The 17,780-nt window shown below is 45.9% G+C and carries 15 protein-coding genes and 2 tRNA genes; 4 read left to right on the top strand and 13 right to left on the bottom strand.

Annotated elements, in window-relative coordinates; translation table 11 throughout:
- Positions 1 to 13: 13 nt before the first annotated feature.
- The 8 genes from ACQ31U_RS10790 to ACQ31U_RS10755 form a co-directional block, all read right to left on the bottom strand.
- Positions 14 to 1,747: a ParB family protein gene (locus ACQ31U_RS10790; protein ID WP_431051938.1), complete on the bottom strand. Its 1,734-nt coding sequence runs from the start codon at positions 1,745 to 1,747 to the stop codon at positions 14 to 16.
- Complete coding sequence (gene dnaB, locus ACQ31U_RS10785) at positions 1,744 to 3,144, bottom strand: replicative DNA helicase (RefSeq protein ID WP_431051936.1); 1,401 nt, start codon at positions 3,142 to 3,144, stop codon at positions 1,744 to 1,746. The genes ACQ31U_RS10790 and dnaB overlap by 4 nt, the downstream gene beginning before the upstream one ends.
- Positions 3,145 to 3,155: 11 nt before the next feature.
- A complete protein-coding gene (locus ACQ31U_RS10780; RefSeq protein WP_431051934.1) occupies positions 3,156 to 3,965 on the bottom strand; it encodes a ParA family protein in 810 nt (269 codons plus the stop codon).
- A gap of 82 nt (positions 3,966 to 4,047) precedes the next feature.
- A tRNA-Leu gene (locus ACQ31U_RS10775) sits at positions 4,048 to 4,134 on the bottom strand.
- A gap of 29 nt (positions 4,135 to 4,163) precedes the next feature.
- Positions 4,164 to 4,239: transfer RNA gene (locus ACQ31U_RS10770), tRNA-Gly, on the bottom strand.
- A 113-nt stretch (positions 4,240 to 4,352) separates the two neighbouring features.
- Positions 4,353 to 4,910 (bottom strand): CDP-diacylglycerol--glycerol-3-phosphate 3-phosphatidyltransferase, encoded by a 558-nt coding sequence (pgsA, locus tag ACQ31U_RS10765; RefSeq protein ID WP_431051932.1) that lies wholly within the window; start codon positions 4,908 to 4,910, stop codon positions 4,353 to 4,355.
- Positions 4,911 to 5,039: 129 nt separating this feature from the next.
- Positions 5,040 to 5,876, bottom strand: a complete 837-nt coding sequence (gene ypfJ / locus ACQ31U_RS10760; protein WP_431051930.1) for a KPN_02809 family neutral zinc metallopeptidase — start codon at positions 5,874 to 5,876, stop codon at positions 5,040 to 5,042.
- An 84-nt stretch (positions 5,877 to 5,960) separates the two neighbouring features.
- Complete coding sequence (locus ACQ31U_RS10755) at positions 5,961 to 6,635, bottom strand: TIGR01621 family pseudouridine synthase (RefSeq protein WP_431051928.1); 675 nt, start codon at positions 6,633 to 6,635, stop codon at positions 5,961 to 5,963.
- A 52-nt stretch (positions 6,636 to 6,687) separates the two neighbouring features.
- Between ACQ31U_RS10755 and cls the strand changes: the two genes are divergently transcribed.
- Positions 6,688 to 8,148: a cardiolipin synthase gene (gene cls, locus ACQ31U_RS10750; protein WP_431051926.1), complete on the top strand. Its 1,461-nt coding sequence runs from the start codon at positions 6,688 to 6,690 to the stop codon at positions 8,146 to 8,148.
- Positions 8,149 to 8,161: 13 nt separating this feature from the next.
- Here the strand turns inward: cls and glnD are convergent, their stop codons facing one another.
- Both glnD and map read right to left on the bottom strand, forming a co-directional pair.
- Positions 8,162 to 10,753: a bifunctional uridylyltransferase/uridylyl-removing protein GlnD gene (gene glnD / locus ACQ31U_RS10745; protein ID WP_431051925.1), complete on the bottom strand. Its 2,592-nt coding sequence runs from the start codon at positions 10,751 to 10,753 to the stop codon at positions 8,162 to 8,164.
- 108 nt (positions 10,754 to 10,861) lie between these two features.
- Positions 10,862 to 11,665: a type I methionyl aminopeptidase gene (gene map / locus ACQ31U_RS10740; RefSeq protein WP_431051924.1), complete on the bottom strand. Its 804-nt coding sequence runs from the start codon at positions 11,663 to 11,665 to the stop codon at positions 10,862 to 10,864.
- A 177-nt stretch (positions 11,666 to 11,842) separates the two neighbouring features.
- Between map and erpA the strand changes: the two genes are divergently transcribed.
- Complete coding sequence (erpA, locus tag ACQ31U_RS10735; RefSeq protein ID WP_431051922.1) at positions 11,843 to 12,184, top strand: iron-sulfur cluster insertion protein ErpA; 342 nt, start codon at positions 11,843 to 11,845, stop codon at positions 12,182 to 12,184.
- Positions 12,185 to 12,245: 61 nt separating this feature from the next.
- Here erpA and ACQ31U_RS10730 read toward each other — a convergent pair whose 3' ends face one another.
- Genes ACQ31U_RS10730 through ACQ31U_RS10720 form a run of 3 tightly spaced genes read right to left on the bottom strand, consistent with a single transcriptional unit; the run spans position 12,246 to position 15,642 of the window.
- Positions 12,246 to 13,547: a sodium ion-translocating decarboxylase subunit beta gene (locus ACQ31U_RS10730; protein ID WP_431051920.1), complete on the bottom strand. Its 1,302-nt coding sequence runs from the start codon at positions 13,545 to 13,547 to the stop codon at positions 12,246 to 12,248.
- Between the two features lie 13 nt (positions 13,548 to 13,560).
- Positions 13,561 to 15,357, bottom strand: coding sequence for a sodium-extruding oxaloacetate decarboxylase subunit alpha (gene oadA, locus ACQ31U_RS10725; RefSeq protein WP_431051918.1), 1,797 nt, complete (start codon positions 15,355 to 15,357; stop codon positions 13,561 to 13,563).
- Positions 15,358 to 15,381: 24 nt separating this feature from the next.
- Positions 15,382 to 15,642 (bottom strand): oxaloacetate decarboxylase subunit gamma, encoded by a 261-nt coding sequence (locus ACQ31U_RS10720; protein WP_431051916.1) that lies wholly within the window; start codon positions 15,640 to 15,642, stop codon positions 15,382 to 15,384.
- Between the two features lie 171 nt (positions 15,643 to 15,813).
- On the opposite strand from ACQ31U_RS10720, the gene ACQ31U_RS10715 reads away from it, so the two are divergent.
- Positions 15,814 to 16,188, top strand: coding sequence for a YacL family protein (locus ACQ31U_RS10715; protein WP_431051914.1), 375 nt, complete (start codon positions 15,814 to 15,816; stop codon positions 16,186 to 16,188).
- Positions 16,189 to 16,426: 238 nt separating this feature from the next.
- Positions 16,427 to 17,704, top strand: coding sequence for an HAAAP family serine/threonine permease (locus ACQ31U_RS10710; RefSeq protein ID WP_431051912.1), 1,278 nt, complete (start codon positions 16,427 to 16,429; stop codon positions 17,702 to 17,704).
- Positions 17,705 to 17,780: the final 76 nt, after the last annotated feature.

The following is a 17,780-nucleotide window of genomic DNA, read 5'->3' as shown; positions in this document are numbered from 1 at the left end:
GTTTCCTCCGAATTTAATCTTGTTCAATTGGCTGGCGCAAATGCGCTCTAAAGCGACGAATAATACGGATCAGGCGAAAAATTTTCACCATAAGCAGGTCGGATATTTCTGCATCGATTGTATCTGTTCCCACCAATAATGCTTCTGGAATCAACCAATCCAGCATCTCAGTATGATTGTCGCAAGCAAGCATCGCCAATAGCTCATAAACGCATAATGCCAGTGCATTATTTTCCAGTTCGTGCGGTAGTGGCTCTATGGTAAAACTAAAATTAGTTGCCGATTGTTGTGCGCCGATATTCTTAATGATTGACTTTGGTAATCCGCTTAACTTAGCGAGATCATTGACAAGATTAAAGGCTTCCAAGCGGAGTTTATTCGCAGTATCGAAGACGGGAAAAATTTTCCAAATATCATCGACTGGCTGACAGCCGGTATTGGCGAAAGATAAACCATTTTCTTCGGCACGTTGTTTCCGTTGCTCGCTCAAGGAGAGTCCTGGGGTCATGCCAAACTGCGCCAAGATATTTTCATAATCACCATTTATAGCAGTTTCAGTATTATCCGTTTCTGCTAAATGCGTTAAAGGAATATCTTGTTTTGACTCAATGCTGTTTCCAGATTTAGAAACACGTGGGTTTAGTGTTGATTCAGCTATTTGTTTCTGAGTTGTAGGCTCTTGAGAATCATGCGCTTCGCCACTATAGGAGGAAGAGGATACAGAATTCGGTATTTCTACAGCTGTCACTGGATCTCTGAAATGAATAACTGGTTCAGATTCTTTATTGCGGCGACGATTTTCATCGATATTAATATCAAAATGCAGATCTTGATAGCTTACTCCCTCATCACCAAGTGCTTTGACTAAATTACCAATTAGCTCATCTTGCACAATTGTAATCGTAAATTCTTCTGGCACTTCATCAAAGGATTTTAAAGTTTCCAGCCATAAATCTGAAAACTGCTCCTCTGCCTGTGGACGATATTTTTTCCAACAGGAAAAGGAATTTCCACGTAAGGTTAAAAGTTTTTCAATTTGTGGTTTTCCCATACCAGCAAATAATACTTGCGGAATAGCTGGATATAATTGCTCTAAACATAACTCCATTCTTGCAATTAAAGAAAATGAAATACTATAGCCATCATTTTTGAGTTTTTCTGCTAACTTACGATGTGATAGAAATACATTTTCTTGTTTTTCATAAAATAGTTTTGCTTGATTAATGCCTAATGCGCGCTCAATAAAACTCAGATCCCCGCGCAAATCATTTTCAGCCAAATGCCCAATTAAACAAGATAGCTCGCCTTCGAGCTGATCATCTCCAGAACCTTTCCAGGATTTAAACAGGCAGTTGATAGACCAATATTTCGGGTCTTTGGTTTCTTCATATAATTCGCGCAATGCTTGTAACCGTGTATTACCGCCGTCCGCAATCATATAAAAATCATCACCAGGGCGTTGCGTGATATTAGGCGGAAAATCTAAACCGCGCATCCGAATCGATTCTTTAATTTCATCAAATTTCGGATTTTGTGTTTTACGCGGATTATTATCAAACGGTTTTAGCTGAGCCAAGGTAACGGTTTTCAATTGTGGCTGCATACTTTCCCCCGCAGAAATTAATTCCGATGCAATACGCTCGTCCGCATAATTTGGTGAAGTATTCGGTATCAAGCCAATTTGCATACCTCGCATCAATGACGCTTTTTTGTCTTCCCGACTAAATTTTTTAGGTGTGTTCATCATAGAAAATCTCCAATATCTGTCGAGGATTGCGTTTTATCTCCCTCCGCTGCATAAGTTTCAAACAGCGAATATTGCCCAAAGAATCGCGCAACAACCGTACCTACCGGACCATTGCGCTGCTTCCCTATAATCACTTCGGCCAATCCCTTAGCTTGGCTTGCTTCTTCGGTGTAATATTCATCACGGTGCAATAAAATAATGACATCCGCATCTTGTTCAATTGCGCCTGAATCGCGTAAATCCGAACTTGTCGGCTTTTTCACGATCCGTCCCTCCACGCCGCGATTGAGCTGTGCCAATGCGATCACTGGGCATTGCATTTCTTTCGCCAGTGCTTTGAGACTATTAGAGATATTCGTGACTTCTTCATAACGATTTTGTGAGCCTGGGTATTTCATTAATTGCAAATAATCAATGAATATCGCGGAAGGTTTGCCATAAAGTCGGATATTTTTGCGTACTCTAGTGCGAAGTATTTGAGGGGTTAATGCTGAAGAATCATCAATTAATAAGCGATTATTATCTTCCCAATGCTGCTGAATATAATTGGCTGCCACACCTAATTTCGCGAAATCCTCATCTTCCATAAGCAACGCATTGCGTAGTAATTGCATTGGCACTTTTGATTGCATCGAAAGAAAGCGCATCATGATTTGATCGCCTGGCATTTCTAAACTGTAGAATTGCACAGGCTTATCAATTGCTTCTAGCGTAGCCGCAATTGCTGTGAGCGCAAACGCCGTTTTTCCCATACCAGGGCGTGCAGCGATCACGATAAAATCCGACGGTTGAAAACCGGTTGTCATCTGATCGATTTGCGCAATGCCGCACGGTGCGCCGCTAATCGGATTTGCACTATGGCAAGATTGCTCAATTTTATCGAAGACAATCTCCATTGCCCGACTGAGATTAACCAGTGTATTTTCAGCCTGATTGCGGCAGGCAATATCGAATAAGCGTTTTTCCGAATCTGCAATCACCTTGTCAATGTCATCTTTTGCTTTTATCTGTTTGCTGTTGTCTGATAGATCTTTACCCAACGCCGCCAGTTGCCGTAATTGCTGATAATCAAGTAACCGCTGTGCGTAATTCACGACTAATGCCGCACTGGGCGTATTTTTCACAATCTCGGCAAGATAGGCAAATAAGCCATTATCTGAATCCCACTGACTTTTTAATGACTGCTCCAGTATTAACAGATCAACTGGTTTTCCTGTGTCAAGATGGCTTTTAATCGCCTTAAAAATCACCCTGTTCCATTGTAAATAGAATGAATTATCCGTCAGTAACGGTGATACTTCATCCCACTTGTCATTATCAAGAATCAAGCCGCCGAGCACAGAGCTTTCAAGATAGTTATCAAATAATTCAGTCTTTACTATTTGTCCTTTTTTCATACTTACCCCAATCAAAATACCGATTTAAATTGCGGGAAAAGCAAAGAACATAAACTCTTCATCGTTTCAAATTCTGAATTTTTATAGCGATGAATCGGTGTACAAAGCGTATTTGCTTCGCGATATGCAACACGTGCCGGAATAGCGAAATCTAAAAACTCAACAGAAAAATCACCACCAATGCGCTCGTCATTGAAAATACTGTGCAGTTGGGCAATAACATCTTTTGCATCATTCGTTTTGTCCACGCGATTTGCTACGGCTTTTATCGGCGGTAGTACAAAACCCAATGAAGTATAGGTTTCGAGATCAGCATAAAGACTTAACGTGCCGCGTAAAAATTCGCGTGTAGAAAGTAGTTCTGGTAATAGAGGGGAGAGAATAAGATCGCTGGCAAGAACCGCCATTTCGAGGGTAATATCGCGCGTACCGCGCGTATCCACAACAATCAAATCATAACCTTGTAACTGGCGAATTAAGTGATTAAAGCGGATAACACCGTCGGGGGCATTGCGTAGCAGTAAACTGATTCTGCCGGTTGGGTCATTTGACTTAATTAAATCGAGGTTGGGAATAGTCGTTTTTGATATGATCTCTGCCGGATTGGTGTTTTTATTGATAATGAATTCATAGATACCACCGCCCGCGGCATACTCCAGTTCATAATAAGAGCTTAGTGACGGCTGCACGTCAGTATCGATCATGAGGGTTTTTAATCCATGATCAGCACAAAATGCCGAGATATTAGCTGCATTAGTGGTTTTAGTAACGCCACCTTTTGTAGATAAAATGGTGGTAACAAAGGGTTTTGAATTTTTCATAGCGAACTCTTCTTTTAAAGTTTAAAAAGAGTATCTAAAAATTCAAATTTGATTAGGAATTAGAAAAGTGCTTATAAAACAATGGTGCCCGAGGGCGGACTTGAACCGCCACGACTCGAAAGTCGAGGGATTTTAAATCCCTTGTGTCTACCGATTTCACCACTCGGGCAATATTTTGATTGCGATAAGATTCGGATTTGGAGCGGGAAACGAGACTCGAACTCGCGACCCCAACCTTGGCAAGGTTGTGCTCTACCAACTGAGCTATTCCCGCTTTGGATTCTTTAACTGAAGCAAGTGCGGTGCATTTTACTGAATTGAAATTTTTAGTCAAATAAAATTCTTGCTTTTTATCTCAATTGCTTAAAAACAACACACTTAACGCGTTCAAGGATTCACGTCATCAAGCAAACTGCCTTTGGCTGCGCGCAGATACTGCCACATTGACCACACCGTCAATGCCGCGGCAATATATAACGCCACAATAGCGCTTTTCTCCATCAACGGATTATAGCGCCACAACAAACCGATTAAGGAGATCATTTGTGCGGTAGTTTTGAATTTGCCCCACCAAGAAACCGCGACTTTATTGCGATCACCGATTTCCGCCATCCACTCTCTTAACGCCGAGATAATAATTTCACGCGAGATCATCACAATTGCCGGAATGGTCACCCAGAAAGTGTGGTAATGCTGCACGACCAACACCAATGCCGCCGCAACCATCACCTTATCCGCAACCGGATCGAGAAACGCGCCGAAGCGGGTGGTTTGGTTCCAACGTCGCGCCAGAAACCCGTCAAACCAATCGGTGATGGCAGCAATCAAAAACAAAAGTGCGGTCAGAAACGGTGCCCATTTAAACGGAAGATAAAAACAGATAATAAAAAACGGGATCAGTACGACCCGAAATAAGGTGAGGAATGTCGGTATATTAAATTTCATGGCAATGCCTTATCACGAACATATCGCGGCAGAATTTAACACTATTTTAGCCTAAAAAAAGAATTAGTTAAACCGGATTAAAAATCAGCGGGCAAACAAAAGGCGCTGTCGGCGCCTTTTATAATCAATTTAACCAAACGGATTACACTGTTTGATATCACCGCTTTGCAAACCGCGCTTAAACCAAGCTAAGCGTTGTGCCGATGTGCCGTGGGTAAAGCTGTCCGGCACGACATAGCCTTGGCTCTGTTTTTGCAAACGGTCATCACCGACCGCTTCCGCCGCATTAAATGCTTCTTCCAAATCGCCGGATTCCAGAATGCCGTGTTTATCGGCGTAATGTCCCCAAATTCCGGCAAAACAGTCCGCTTGCAATTCCAGTTTAACTGACAGCTGATTCGCCGCCGCCTGACTGCCGCTACGTTGTTGCGCCTGTTGAACCTTAGGCAAAATGCCTAACATATTTTGCACGTGGTGTCCGACTTCATGTGCAATCACATAAGCAAAAGCGGCATCGCCGGAAGCTTTCAATTTACCGCTCATGTCTTTATAGAAAGAGAGATCTAAATAAATGCGTCGATCATTCGGGCAATAAAACGGCCCCATCGCCGCCTGCCCGGTGCCGCAAGCACTTTGGGTGGCATAATTGTACAGCACCATAGTCGGCGGGATGTAACGCTGACCGCTCTTGGCAAAATATTGATCCCAAGCCACTTCGGTATCCGCCAGAACCACGCGCGAGAACGAATTTAACTGCTGTTCTTCTTGTTCGCTCAAGCTGGTTTGATAGCCCTGTCCGGAACCCAGCCCGCTGGTATCGACCAAACCGGATAAATCCACGCCGAAATACGCCCCGACTAAAATCACCAATAACCCGACGATACCGCTGCCCTTAGCACCGAAACCGCCGCCGGAGCCACGACGATCTTCTACATTACGACTTTCTTTACGTCCTTGCCAACGCATATTCAATCCCTCTCAACCTAAACCTAAACCTAAACCTAAACCTAAACCTAAACCTAAACCTAAACCGTGTTATTATCCACCGAATCATCTCATGATGTCTAGCTGTTCGATTTGTTGTTGTATTTCAGGTTGTAAAAAATAAGTGCCTTGTTGCGGTAATTGTTTGATAAGAAAAGAAGTTCCTTGATATTGAAATTTTAAGGCGTAAGCATGCAGATAAGTGCGGTCAAGTGCGGTTTTATCGCCATAACGTTGATCGCCCAGAATCGGACTGCCGAGGCTTTTCATCGCCACGCGGATTTGATGGGTTTTGCCGCTTTTCGGTATCAAATGAAATAATCTTAGCCGATTGTCGCAACGGATACTGCTAAAGCGGGTCATCGCCGGATTTTCACGGCTACGGCACAATTTCCAACTGCCGTTGCGGGTTTTTTGCATATCGCCGATAACCAAGCCCTGCTTTTTCTTTGGTTTCGCCGCGGAAAGGGCGATATAATGTTTCTCAATTTGGTGTTGTTGGAACAAACCGGATAATTCAGCGGCGGCTTGGCTGTTGCGGGCTAAAATCAGCAAACCGGAGGTGATTTTATCCAAACGGTGCACCAGCCACAATGCCGGGCAACCCAACTGACGCGCAACCAGATCCGGCAAGCCCAACGCCTGCTGATCTTTATGCACGCTCAGCCCAATGGGTTTATCAATCACAATAAAATCAGGATGTTGATAGACGATGGTGATCTTTTCAAGTGCGGTTTGCATTTTACCAAATCAATTATTGAATAAACGAACTTAACAGGATGACAAGCATAGTATGAATATCGAACTTTCGCAAATTTTCGGCTACCTGTTGCCACCGTTAATCTGGATTTTCAGCGTCGGGATTACCGCCCGCCTCGCCTTCAAAAAACAAGCGGTGTCGATCACGCTGGCTTGGTTGTTGGTGATTTATATCATCCCGCTGTTTGGGATTATCGCCTATTTGCTGCTGGGCGAAATCAAACTTGGTCGCCGCCGCGCCGAGTCATTTAAAAAGCTTGCACCCTTATATAAAAATTGGTTCGGCAGTTTTGACCAATGCTCCAATTTGACACTGAGCAATCAAAACCTGCGCTTTAAACCGCTCTTTTCCCTTAGTCGCCACCGGGTCGGCATTCCTTGCGTGTTAGGCAACGAATTGCATATTCTGGATACGCCGCAAAACATTATTAAAGCGATGATTCACGATATTGGGCAGGCGCAGCATAGCGTGTATATGACGTTCTATATTTGGGCTGACGGCGGACTGGTCAATGATGTGATGACGGCACTGATTCAAGCCGCAAAACGCGGGGTGAAAGTGCAGATTCTGCTCGATTCGGTCGGCAGTAAAAAATTTCTCGGCAGTAAAAATATCCGTTATATGCGTGAAAGCGGCATTCGGATTGAAGAAGCGCTGCATGCCAACCTGTTTCGGATGTTCTTTCGCCGTATTGACCTGCGTCAGCACCGCAAAATTGTAGTGATCGATGAGCAAATCGCCTACACCGGCAGCATGAATATGGTCGATCCGCGTTATTTCAAACAAAATGCCCACGTCGGACAATGGATCGATATTATGGTACGGATTGAAGGCCCGGTGTCGCTGATTTTGCAAGGGGTGCACAATTGGGGTTGGCAAATGGAAACCGAGGAAGATGTGTCGTTGTTGCCGCAATGCCCGATTTTGCAACATAAACCGGATGATTCGCACGGCGTGCAAATTTTGCCGTCCGGCCCCGGTTTTCCGGAAGATATGATGATCCAATCCCTGCTCTTAGCAATCAGCAGTGCACGGCGTAGTATCACCATTACTTCACCGTATTTCGTTCCCAGCGCAACCATTGCCTCTGCCCTTGCAACGGCGGCAATTCGCGGTGTTGAAGTGCAATTGATTCTGCCGCAAAAAAACGATTCGTTCTTGGTCGAATGGGCAAGCCGCACCTTTTTTGACGAGCTGCTGGAAGCCGGCGTGAAGATTTTCCGCTTCAAGTGCGGTTTGCTGCACACCAAAAGCATTCTGATTGATTCCCGTTTAGCCTTGGTCGGCACGGTCAATATGGACGAACGCAGTTTTATGCTGAATTTCGAAGTCACCATGATTGTGGACGATCTCGGTTTCGGACAAGAAGTGGAGGCCTTACAGCAGGGCTATTTAGTTCAATCCGATCTGATGGATATGGCGGAATGGTCTAAACGTCCGATTTACAAACGCTTCTTCGAGCGTGTGTTCTTTTTGTTCAGTCCACTGCTGTAACGTCTACTTTAAGCTAAAGTGCGGTCAGCAATGCCTGTTGCAACTGCCGACGCTCATTTTCGGTCAAGGCTTGATTATCACGATTCGATAAAATAAAAAAATCCTCGGCGCGTTCGCCTGTGGTGGTAATCTTAGCATTGAGCAGGTTTAAGCCCTGTTGACTAAAGACATTACTGATCAGCGCCAACAAGCCCGGTTTATCCAACACAAAAATTTCCAATTCGGTTTGCCCGCGCTTTTCCGTATCCAGAAACCGCACTTCGGTCGGCACATGGAAGTGCTGCAATTTATTATTAACCTTGCGGTTAGCCGCCGGTTTATACTCGCTTTTCAGCGCATTAAGCACACTTTTCTCAATGCTGCGGCGGCGATCAAATTTTGCCAATACGCCGTTGGTTTCCGTGATAATAAATGAATCCAGCGCATAACCGTCGTTGCTGGTTAGAATCTGTGCGTCGTGAATCGACAGGTTTTTGGCTTCAATCGCCCGCACCACTTTATTAAACAAGTGCGGTTGATCGGGGCAATATACAAACAGTTCGGTGCCGCCTTGTGAAAAACGGTTGCTGGATTTAACGACAATCTCTTGATCCGAGCGACAAACCAATTCAGCGTGCCATGCCAACTGTTCCGGGTTATTGCGCAAAAAATAATCCTGCGGGCAGCGCTGCCAGAAATCATTCACCGCACGCAATTTCAGACTTTCGCCCTGTAACAACGGCTGCAATAAGCTCAGCGCCCGCAAACGGTTCCGTAGCACTTGATCGCTGACATCGAGCAGAGAATCCGTGCCTTGTTCCAATTGTTGTCGAGTGAATTGATACAAGGTTTTAATCAACGAGCGTTTCCAACTATTCCATAACGTGCTGTTGGTGGCGCTGATGTCCGCCACGGTTAAACAGGTGAGATAATCCAGTCGTGCCGCGGTTTTGACGCTGTTGGCAAATTCCAGCACCACTTGCGGATCATAAATATCGCGCCGTTGCGCCGTGACCGACATTTTCAAATGATGTAGCACCAACCATGCCATCATTTCAGAATCGTCCTCGCTAAAACCGTGTTTTTTGGCAAAATCATACACATCAATCGCGCCCAATTCGGCATGATCGCCGCCGCGCCCTTTGGCAATATCATGAAAAAGTGCGGTCACATAGATTAAATTGCGGCTGTCCAGTTGCGGAAACAGCGCCACGCACAACGGATGTAGCTCCGCATTGCGTGCATCCAAAAAGCTTTCCAGCTTTAACAACACACGAATGGTGTGTTCGTCCACCGTATAGGCATGAAACAGATCAAACTGCATTAAGCCGCTGATATTATTCCATTCTTCCAAATAGGCATTCAGTACGCCGTGTTGGTGCATTGGCACAAGCGCACGGCTGATCGCATTCGGCTGCGTCAATAAACGGATAAATTTTTGCCGCGCTAACGGATTATCGCTCAAATACTGTGTTTTTTGCATTAAAGCCAAACGCAAACGGCGCAAGGTGGTAGAGTGAATCATGGCTTGCGGCTGTTCCGTCAAATGAAAAAACAGGTCTAACATCGTATCCGGCCGTAGAAAAAAGCAGTCGGGGCGAGATAACCGAATGGCATGATTTTTTAATTCAAAATTTTCATCCAGCGGCTGCGCCACGCAATCATCACAACGATTGACGAAATGTTCTTGATAATGCTGCAATAAAATTTCACTCAATTCACGAATATCATGGGCGGTGCGGAAAAACTGTTTCATCATCGCTTCAACTGCATGATTCGCCTGACTACCCTGCCCTTGATAGCCCAACATTTCGCTGACTTTCAGCTGGCGATCAAATAACAAACGGTTGTCGTAGCGTTTAATCACCAAATGCAAAGCAAAACGCAATTTGAATAAAAAATGTTGTGCCGCATTTAAAATCCGGTGTTCTTCCGGGTAGATAAAACCGGAATCAAGAATATCCTGCAAATTTTTCGCGCCCACATGACGCAACGCAATCCAATACAGCAGATGTAAATCGCGCAGTCCGCCGGGGCTGTATTTAATATCCGGCTCAAGGTTATAACCGGTGTTGTGATAACGCTGATAACGCGCCGCCTTTTCTTGCATTTTGCCGTGGAAAAACGCTTCTGTCGTCCAAAAATCGGCGGCTTTGACCGCACTTTGCAGTTGTGCAAAAAGTGCGGTTTGCCCGAACAGAAAACGCGACTCCAGCAAATTGGTGGCAATCGTGAGATCGCTTTTCCCCTCGGCAACGCATTGCGCAAGGGTCCGCACGCTATGTCCGACCTCAAAACGGCAATCCCATAAAAATTGAATCAAAGCGGCAATTTGTTGTTCTTGTGCTGCCGAAAGTGCGGTTTCACTGAGAATTAAAATATCCAAATCCGACAGCGGAAACATTTCTTCCCGTCCATAGCCGCCGACCGCCACCAGTGCCAACGGCTGTTGATCCAACCCAAATTGCCGCCACAAACGGCATAGCAGTTGATCGTAAAAACGGCTGCGCGCGGCAATCAATTCATGTACATCGCGTTGGCTGAATTGCGCCAATTCTTGCTCTTTGAGTTGTTGTAGCTGATTTTTGACATCAGAAGGAGTTAAGAACGGGGGATTTGGTTTCATAATAAGCCCAAGGGATTAGCGGTTATCACAACAAACTAAGCGGGTTATTTCCCTCCCCCGCGAGCGGAGGGAGATTCCGAAGGGCGGAGGAGGGAAAAATGAGGTTATTTATCGATTAACCATAATACGCGAGATCCGCCCTTCGGCGATCTCCTCATCACGAATCGTCATCACTTCGCAGCCGGTTTCGGTCACCACAATCTGGTGTTCATACTGTGCCGACGGGCTACGATCTTTGGTTTTCACCGTCCAACCGTCTTTCATCAACCGCACTTCGCGTCGTCCGGCGTTCACCATCGGTTCAATCGTGAACACCATGCCCGGCTGCAAAATGACACCGCCGTCATCGGCATAATAATGCAACACTTGCGGATCACAATGGAATTGATCGCCAATGCCGTGTCCGCAATATTCGCGCACCACCGTACAGCCTTTGCTTTCGACGTATTGCTGAATGGTCTTTCCAATCTGATTCAGCCGAATCCCCGCTTTCACGGTACGTAAGCCGATATACAATGACTCCAACGTCACTTCGCACAGGCGTTTGGCTTGAATCGAGGGTTCGCCGACCAAGAACATTTTTGAATTATCGCCGAAAAATCCGTCTTTGATCACGGTAACGTCAATATTCACGATATCGCCGTTTTTCAAAATTTTATCGGTACTCGGAATACCGTGGCAAACCACTTCATTCACCGAAATGCAGGTTGCGTTAGGGAAACCGTGGTAATTCAGACACGCCGGCACCACGTTCTGTTCATTCGCCATATATTCATGGCAAATGCGATCCAACTCGCCGGTGCTCACGCCCGCCTTAACATACGGCTCGATCATCACCAGCACTTCTTGTGCCAATTTGCAGGCTACACGCAGTTTTTCTAATTCAACATCATTGCGGATAGGAATATTCATGGGTTACCTTTTAATGTACGCTTATTTTAACTCGTGGCAAAGTATAGCATTTTCAGCCCGCCAGATAAAACAGTATGCTCTCCGCTACCGCACTTTGCACCGAAATACCGCTTGAACAGAAATTCCGCTTGTATAATAATAGCCGAATATTTTTATCGCACATCAGTGGGAGTCCTTATGACAGATGTAGCAATTCCATTAATTTTTACCGACGCCGCTGCGAACAAAGTAAAAAATCTCGTCGCCGACGAAGATAATTCGAATTTAAAATTACGCGTCTATATCACCGGCGGCGGTTGTAGCGGCTTTCAATACGGCTTCACTTTTGATGAGAAAGTCAATGACGGTGATTTAACCATCGAAAAAAACGGCGTTGCTTTGGTGGTTGACCCGATGAGTTTGCAATATTTAATCGGCGGCACGGTAGATTACACCGAAGGGTTGGAAGGCTCGCGTTTTATCGTGAATAACCCGAATGCCAGCACCACTTGCGGTTGCGGATCGTCATTTAGTATCTGATTATTTTAATATCAATAAAGGCAGCCGATTGGCTGCCTTTTTGTTCGCTATTCATAAACCATCACATCGCCGCAATATATTTCAACATCACCCCGGCGGCAATTGCCGAGCCGATAACGCCGGCGACATTCGGCCCCATCGCGTGCATTAACAGGAAATTTTGCGAATCGGCTTCCAAACCGACTTTATTGGCAACCCTTGCCGCCATCGGTACCGCTGAAACCCCCGCCGCACCGATCAACGGATTGATCTGGTCTTTGGCAAAACGGTTTAATAATTTCGCCATTAATACGCCGCTTGCCGTGCCGATAGCAAATGCAATCACGCCCAATAATAAAATCCCCAATGTTTGCGGCTGCAAAAATTTATCTGCAACCAATTTTGCCCCGACGGACAAGCCTAAGATAATGGTGACGATGTTAATCAGCGCATTTTGCGTGGTGTCGCTCAAGCGATCAACCACGCCGCTCACCCGCATTAAATTGCCGAAGCAGAACATCCCCAATAACGGCGCTGCGTCCGGCAATAATAATGCGACCAGCAACAATAATACGATCGGGAACAGAATTTTTTCCCGTTTACTGACATTACGCAATTGCACCATGCGGATTTTGCGTTCACTTTCACTGGTCAGCGCTTTCATAATCGGCGGTTGGATTAACGGTACCAATGCCATATAGGAATACGCTGCAACCGCAATCGCCCCCAATAGCTCAGGCGCCAATTTGCTGGATAAGTAAATCGCGGTCGGACCATCAGCACCGCCGATAATACCGATTGAAGCCGCTTGCGGTAAGGTAAATTCGATTAAGCCTAACCAATTCAGCAATAATGCGCCCAACACCGTGGCAAAGATACCGAACTGCGCCGCCGCGCCCAACAATAGGGTTTTAGGGTTCGCCAGCAGCGGACCGAAATCCGTCATAGCACCAACCCCCATAAAAATCACCAACGGTGCGACGCCATAACCGATCGCAACTTTGTAGAACAGCGCCAAAATTCCGGTGCTGTAGCCCATATCCGTCGCATAGCTTTCCAACTGGCTCACGATTGACGGAAGTGCGGTATTTAATGCCGCCTTGATCGAAGCAATATCCGTTGTGCTATTGAGCTTCGCGGCAACAAAGGTCAGTTGCTCCGCCGTACCGCTATGTAACAAATTATCCAATGCGCTCATTGCCATGCCTGCTTCGGGAATATTGGCAAGTAACCCGCCAAACCCGATCGGCAACAGCAACAGCGGTTCAAATTTGCGAGCAATCGCCAGCCACAGCAACAATAAACTGACGGCGATCATAATTGCCTGCCCCGGTTCAAGGTGCATAAAGCCCATCCCGCCTACAAGAGTATAAATACTTTCCATAACATTCGGCTCTCTAGGCTAAATTCATTAAGCGATCACCGACGGCAACGACATCTCCGGCTTTCACCGCGATTCCTTGTACTTTACCGGCTTGAGCGGCACGGATTTCCGTTTCCATTTTCATCGCTTCCAATACTAATAACACCTCGTCTTTTGCCACTTGTTGCCCTTCGCTGACAACCACTTTCCAGATGTTACCCGCCATCGGCGCGGTCACTTCCACACCGCCGGTTTGTGCCGGTGCCGCCGCCGATGTTACCGTTTGCGGCGCGGTCGAAGTAATTTCCCCGACTTCCCCGCCTTCGCTCACTTTCACCACAAAAGCTTTGCCCTCTAATTCCACGGTATAAACCGCCGGCCCGGAACTGACTTTAACCGGTTTGCTTTCCGCTTTTTCTCGTGACGCTGTCACACCGGTCGGCGCCGGTTCAAAGGCACTTGGATTACCGCGGTTTTCAAGGAATTTCAAACCGACTTGCGGGAATAACGCCACAATTAAGACATCATCAATTGCATTCTCTGCCAATTTAATGCCTTTTTCGGCGGCCAGTTGCTTCACTTCACCGGTTAATTTCTCCATTTCGGGCGGTAGATGATCCGCCGGACGGTCGGTAATCGCCGTTCCGCCGTTTAATACTTTGGCTTGAAGTGCGGTATCGACCGGCGCCGGGGTGCGGCCATATTCGCCTTTCAAAATCCCTGCGGTTTCTTTGGCAATGGTTTTATAACGCTCCCCCATCAATACGTTGATCACCGCCTGAGTACCGACGATTTGCGAGGTTGGGGTCACCAACGGAATATAGCCCAGATCTTTACGCACCCGCGGGATTTCCGCCAACACCTCATCCAATTTTTGCGAGGCATTTTGTTGTTTCAATTGGCTTTCCAAATTGGTCAACATGCCGCCCGGTACTTGCGCCACTAAAATCCGACTGTCAGAACCTTTTAATTGCCCCTCAAAGGCTTGATATTTTTTACGTACCTCGCGGAAATACGCCGCGATTTTTTCCAATTTGTGAATATCCAAGCCGCTGTCATATTCGCTGCCCTGCAACGTCGCCACCAATGCTTCGGTTGCCGGGTGCCCGTATGTGCCGCTCATGGAGGAGATCGCGGTATCGACACCGTCAACGCCCGCCTCAATTGCTTTTAACAGTGCCATTTCCGCCATCCCGGTGGTGGCGTGACAGTGCAAATGCAGGCGCACGTCGTAACGTTTTTTGATTTCACTCACCAGTTCATAAGCTGCCATTGGCGTTAAAATACCGGACATATCTTTGATCACCACCGAATCGACGCCGATCTCCATCAATTGCTCCGTCACCTCCAACCAGGTTTCCAACGTATGCACCGGGCTGGTGGTATAGCTCAATGTACCTTGTGCATGACCGCCATGCTTACGCACCGCTTGCAACGCACAACGCATATTGCGCGGATCGTTCATCGCATCGAATACCCGGAACACGTCCATGCCATTACTGACCGCTCTTTCGACAAAACGCTCGACCACATCATCGGCATAATGACGATAACCCAGCAAATTTTGCCCGCGCAATAACATTTGTAATGGCGTATTCGGAATCGCTTTTTTCAGCTCACGCAAACGCACCCACGGATCTTCGCCCAGATAACGGATACACGAGTCAAAGGTCGCGCCTCCCCATGCTTCCAATGACCAATAACCGATTTGATCCAATTCGGACGCAATCGGCAACATATCATCTAAACGTAAACGGGTGGCAAACAGGGATTGGTGAGCATCACGCAACACCACATCAGTAATAGCAATCGGACGAACTGATTTTGTCATGATAAAACTCCATTAAAATAAGCATTAATTGTTCTGTTGTTGACGGCGGTGGTGCGCAATCGCGGCGACAATAACCGGACGCAGGACATCAATTTCACTCGCCGCATTGGGAACAACCGCACTGGGTTTAGCGGCAACAGGTTTGATAATCTCAGGGAAGAAACGATTTACCGTATTCGACATTAAGCGAATGGAAAAAATAAGGATCAAAAGAAATAGCAGGACAAAGCCCATGCCGGAGAGCATTAGATTGATACCTTCGCCCAATAATTCTGTTGCTGTCATATTTTCGGACCTCAAGATCGGTGAATTCAAAATAATCTGCAATATAGCATACTGAGATTTAGCAGATAAAATGTTGTGATAGATCAAATCGAACAAATAAAACCTAGTATTTTTATTTACCGCAAGCCCTGCTAAAATGCAATCGTTTTTTCGTTTATAAGGAATCGCAGTATGGATTTTCAATTCTCTTTCGATTATTCAGGCAAACCGATTGCCCGTTGCAGTATGGAGCATGAAGCGCTCTCCAATTGGATTAACAGCGAGATTTACGGCGACACGCAAAAGCTCGCGGCAGTCTTCGCGTTGATCGAACAAGCCAAACAAAATCGCAACCCGCAGGCGGAACTCCGGCTGATCGGCCACGAATTCACCCTTTCGCTCGACGGCGAAGAAGTGATGGTTCAAGCCAATAATTTAGCCTTTGATAATACGGAGGAAATGGAAGAGGGCTTCAGTTATTATGATCAGGAAAGCCTCGCCTTTTGCGGCTTAGAAGATTTTGAACATTTCCTTTTACAATACCGCACTTTTTCCCAAAAAACGTAAACGGCAAAGCGGGGTTATTCTTTTATAACCACAAAATAAACCAATATTTTTAACAACTTATTAAACATTTCAGCTGACTATTCCAATATATTGCCGGGCAGATCACAATTCTGATATCCGGCATTTGTTTTTCTTATTTTACTTCCCTATCATCCCGCCGTCGTCACTGGTACAACTCCAGACTACTATTAAATAAATGTCAAGTATAATCAATTAGTTAATTTAGGATGAAATTTATATGGAAATAAGCAACATTAAAACTGCCGCCTTGGCAGATGAAAAAAAATGGAATAAATTGGATAGTGCTTGGGTTTTAAACCTTTTCGGTACCGCTGTCGGTGCCGGTGTTTTATTCCTGCCGATTAATGCCGGAATGGGTGGTTTTTGGCCGTTGGTCTTTATGGCGCTAATCGTCGGTCCGATGACCTACTTAGCGCACCGCGGTTTAAGCCGTTTTGTGTTATCGTCCGAACATCCGGGCAGCGATATTACCGAGGTCGTCGAAGAACATTTTGGTAAAACCGCCGGGAAACTGATCACCCTGCTCTATTTTTTCGCCATTTTCCCGATCTTATTAATTTACGGCGTCGGAATCACCAATACCGTCATTTCATTTATGGAAAACCAGCTGCATATGGCTGCGCCGCCACGCATGATTTTATCGATTATGTTAATTTCGGCTTTAATCAGCGTGATGTTGATGGGGGAAAAGTTTATGCTGAAAGTCACCGAGTGGTTGGTTTATCCGCTCGTTGCCATCTTATTTGCCCTCTCAATCTATTTAATCCCGGAATGGAACACGGCGTCGTTACAACAAATGCCGAGCGGCAGTGCATTTTTAACAACTTTGTGGCTCACCATCCCCGTGCTCATTTTTTCATTTAACCATTCGCCGGCGATCTCCGCTTTCAGCCTGTCACAACGACGCGAATATAAAACCCGCGAAGCCACGGAACAGCATAGCAACCGCGTGCTGCGCGGCACTTCCGCCTTATTGCTGATTTTTGTGATGTTATTTGTTTTCAGCTGTGTCCTGACCTTAACCCCTGAAGAATTAGCCTTGGCAAAAACCCAAAACATCTCCATTTTGTCGTTTCTCGCCAATAAATTCGATAACCCGTATATTTCTTATTTCGGACCATTGGTCGCTTTTCTGGCGATTACCAGCTCCTTCTTCGGCCACTATCTTGGCGCGCGCGAAGGTTTGGCGGGATTAATCATCAAAATGAACCGTGACGCCGGGAAAACAGACATTAACCGCAACCGATTGAATTACATCACCGCGCTGTTCTTCCTGTTTTCGCTTTGGCTGGTGGCAACCATTAATCCGAGTATTTTAGGCTTAATCGAATCCTTGGGCGGACCGATTATTGCCATGATTCTGTTTATCATGCCGATGTATGCGATTCGTAACGTCCCGGCAATGCAAAAATACCGCGGCAAGTTCAGCAATGTGTTTGTCACCGTGATGGGATTGATTGCGATTTCAGCAATCGTTTATATCCTTTTCCGTTAAGGTTGAACTTTGTTGTATGATAGACAGCAAACCTCTGCTTTGGCAGAGGTTTGAGCGTTAAGAAAAATAAAAAGAG

This window comes from Testudinibacter sp. TW-1 (assembly GCF_050613185.1).
Classification (GTDB): domain Bacteria; phylum Pseudomonadota; class Gammaproteobacteria; order Enterobacterales; family Pasteurellaceae; genus Chelonobacter.
The sequence above is the reverse complement of the archived record's forward strand: the minus strand, read 5'-3'. Positions and strand labels throughout refer to the sequence as shown.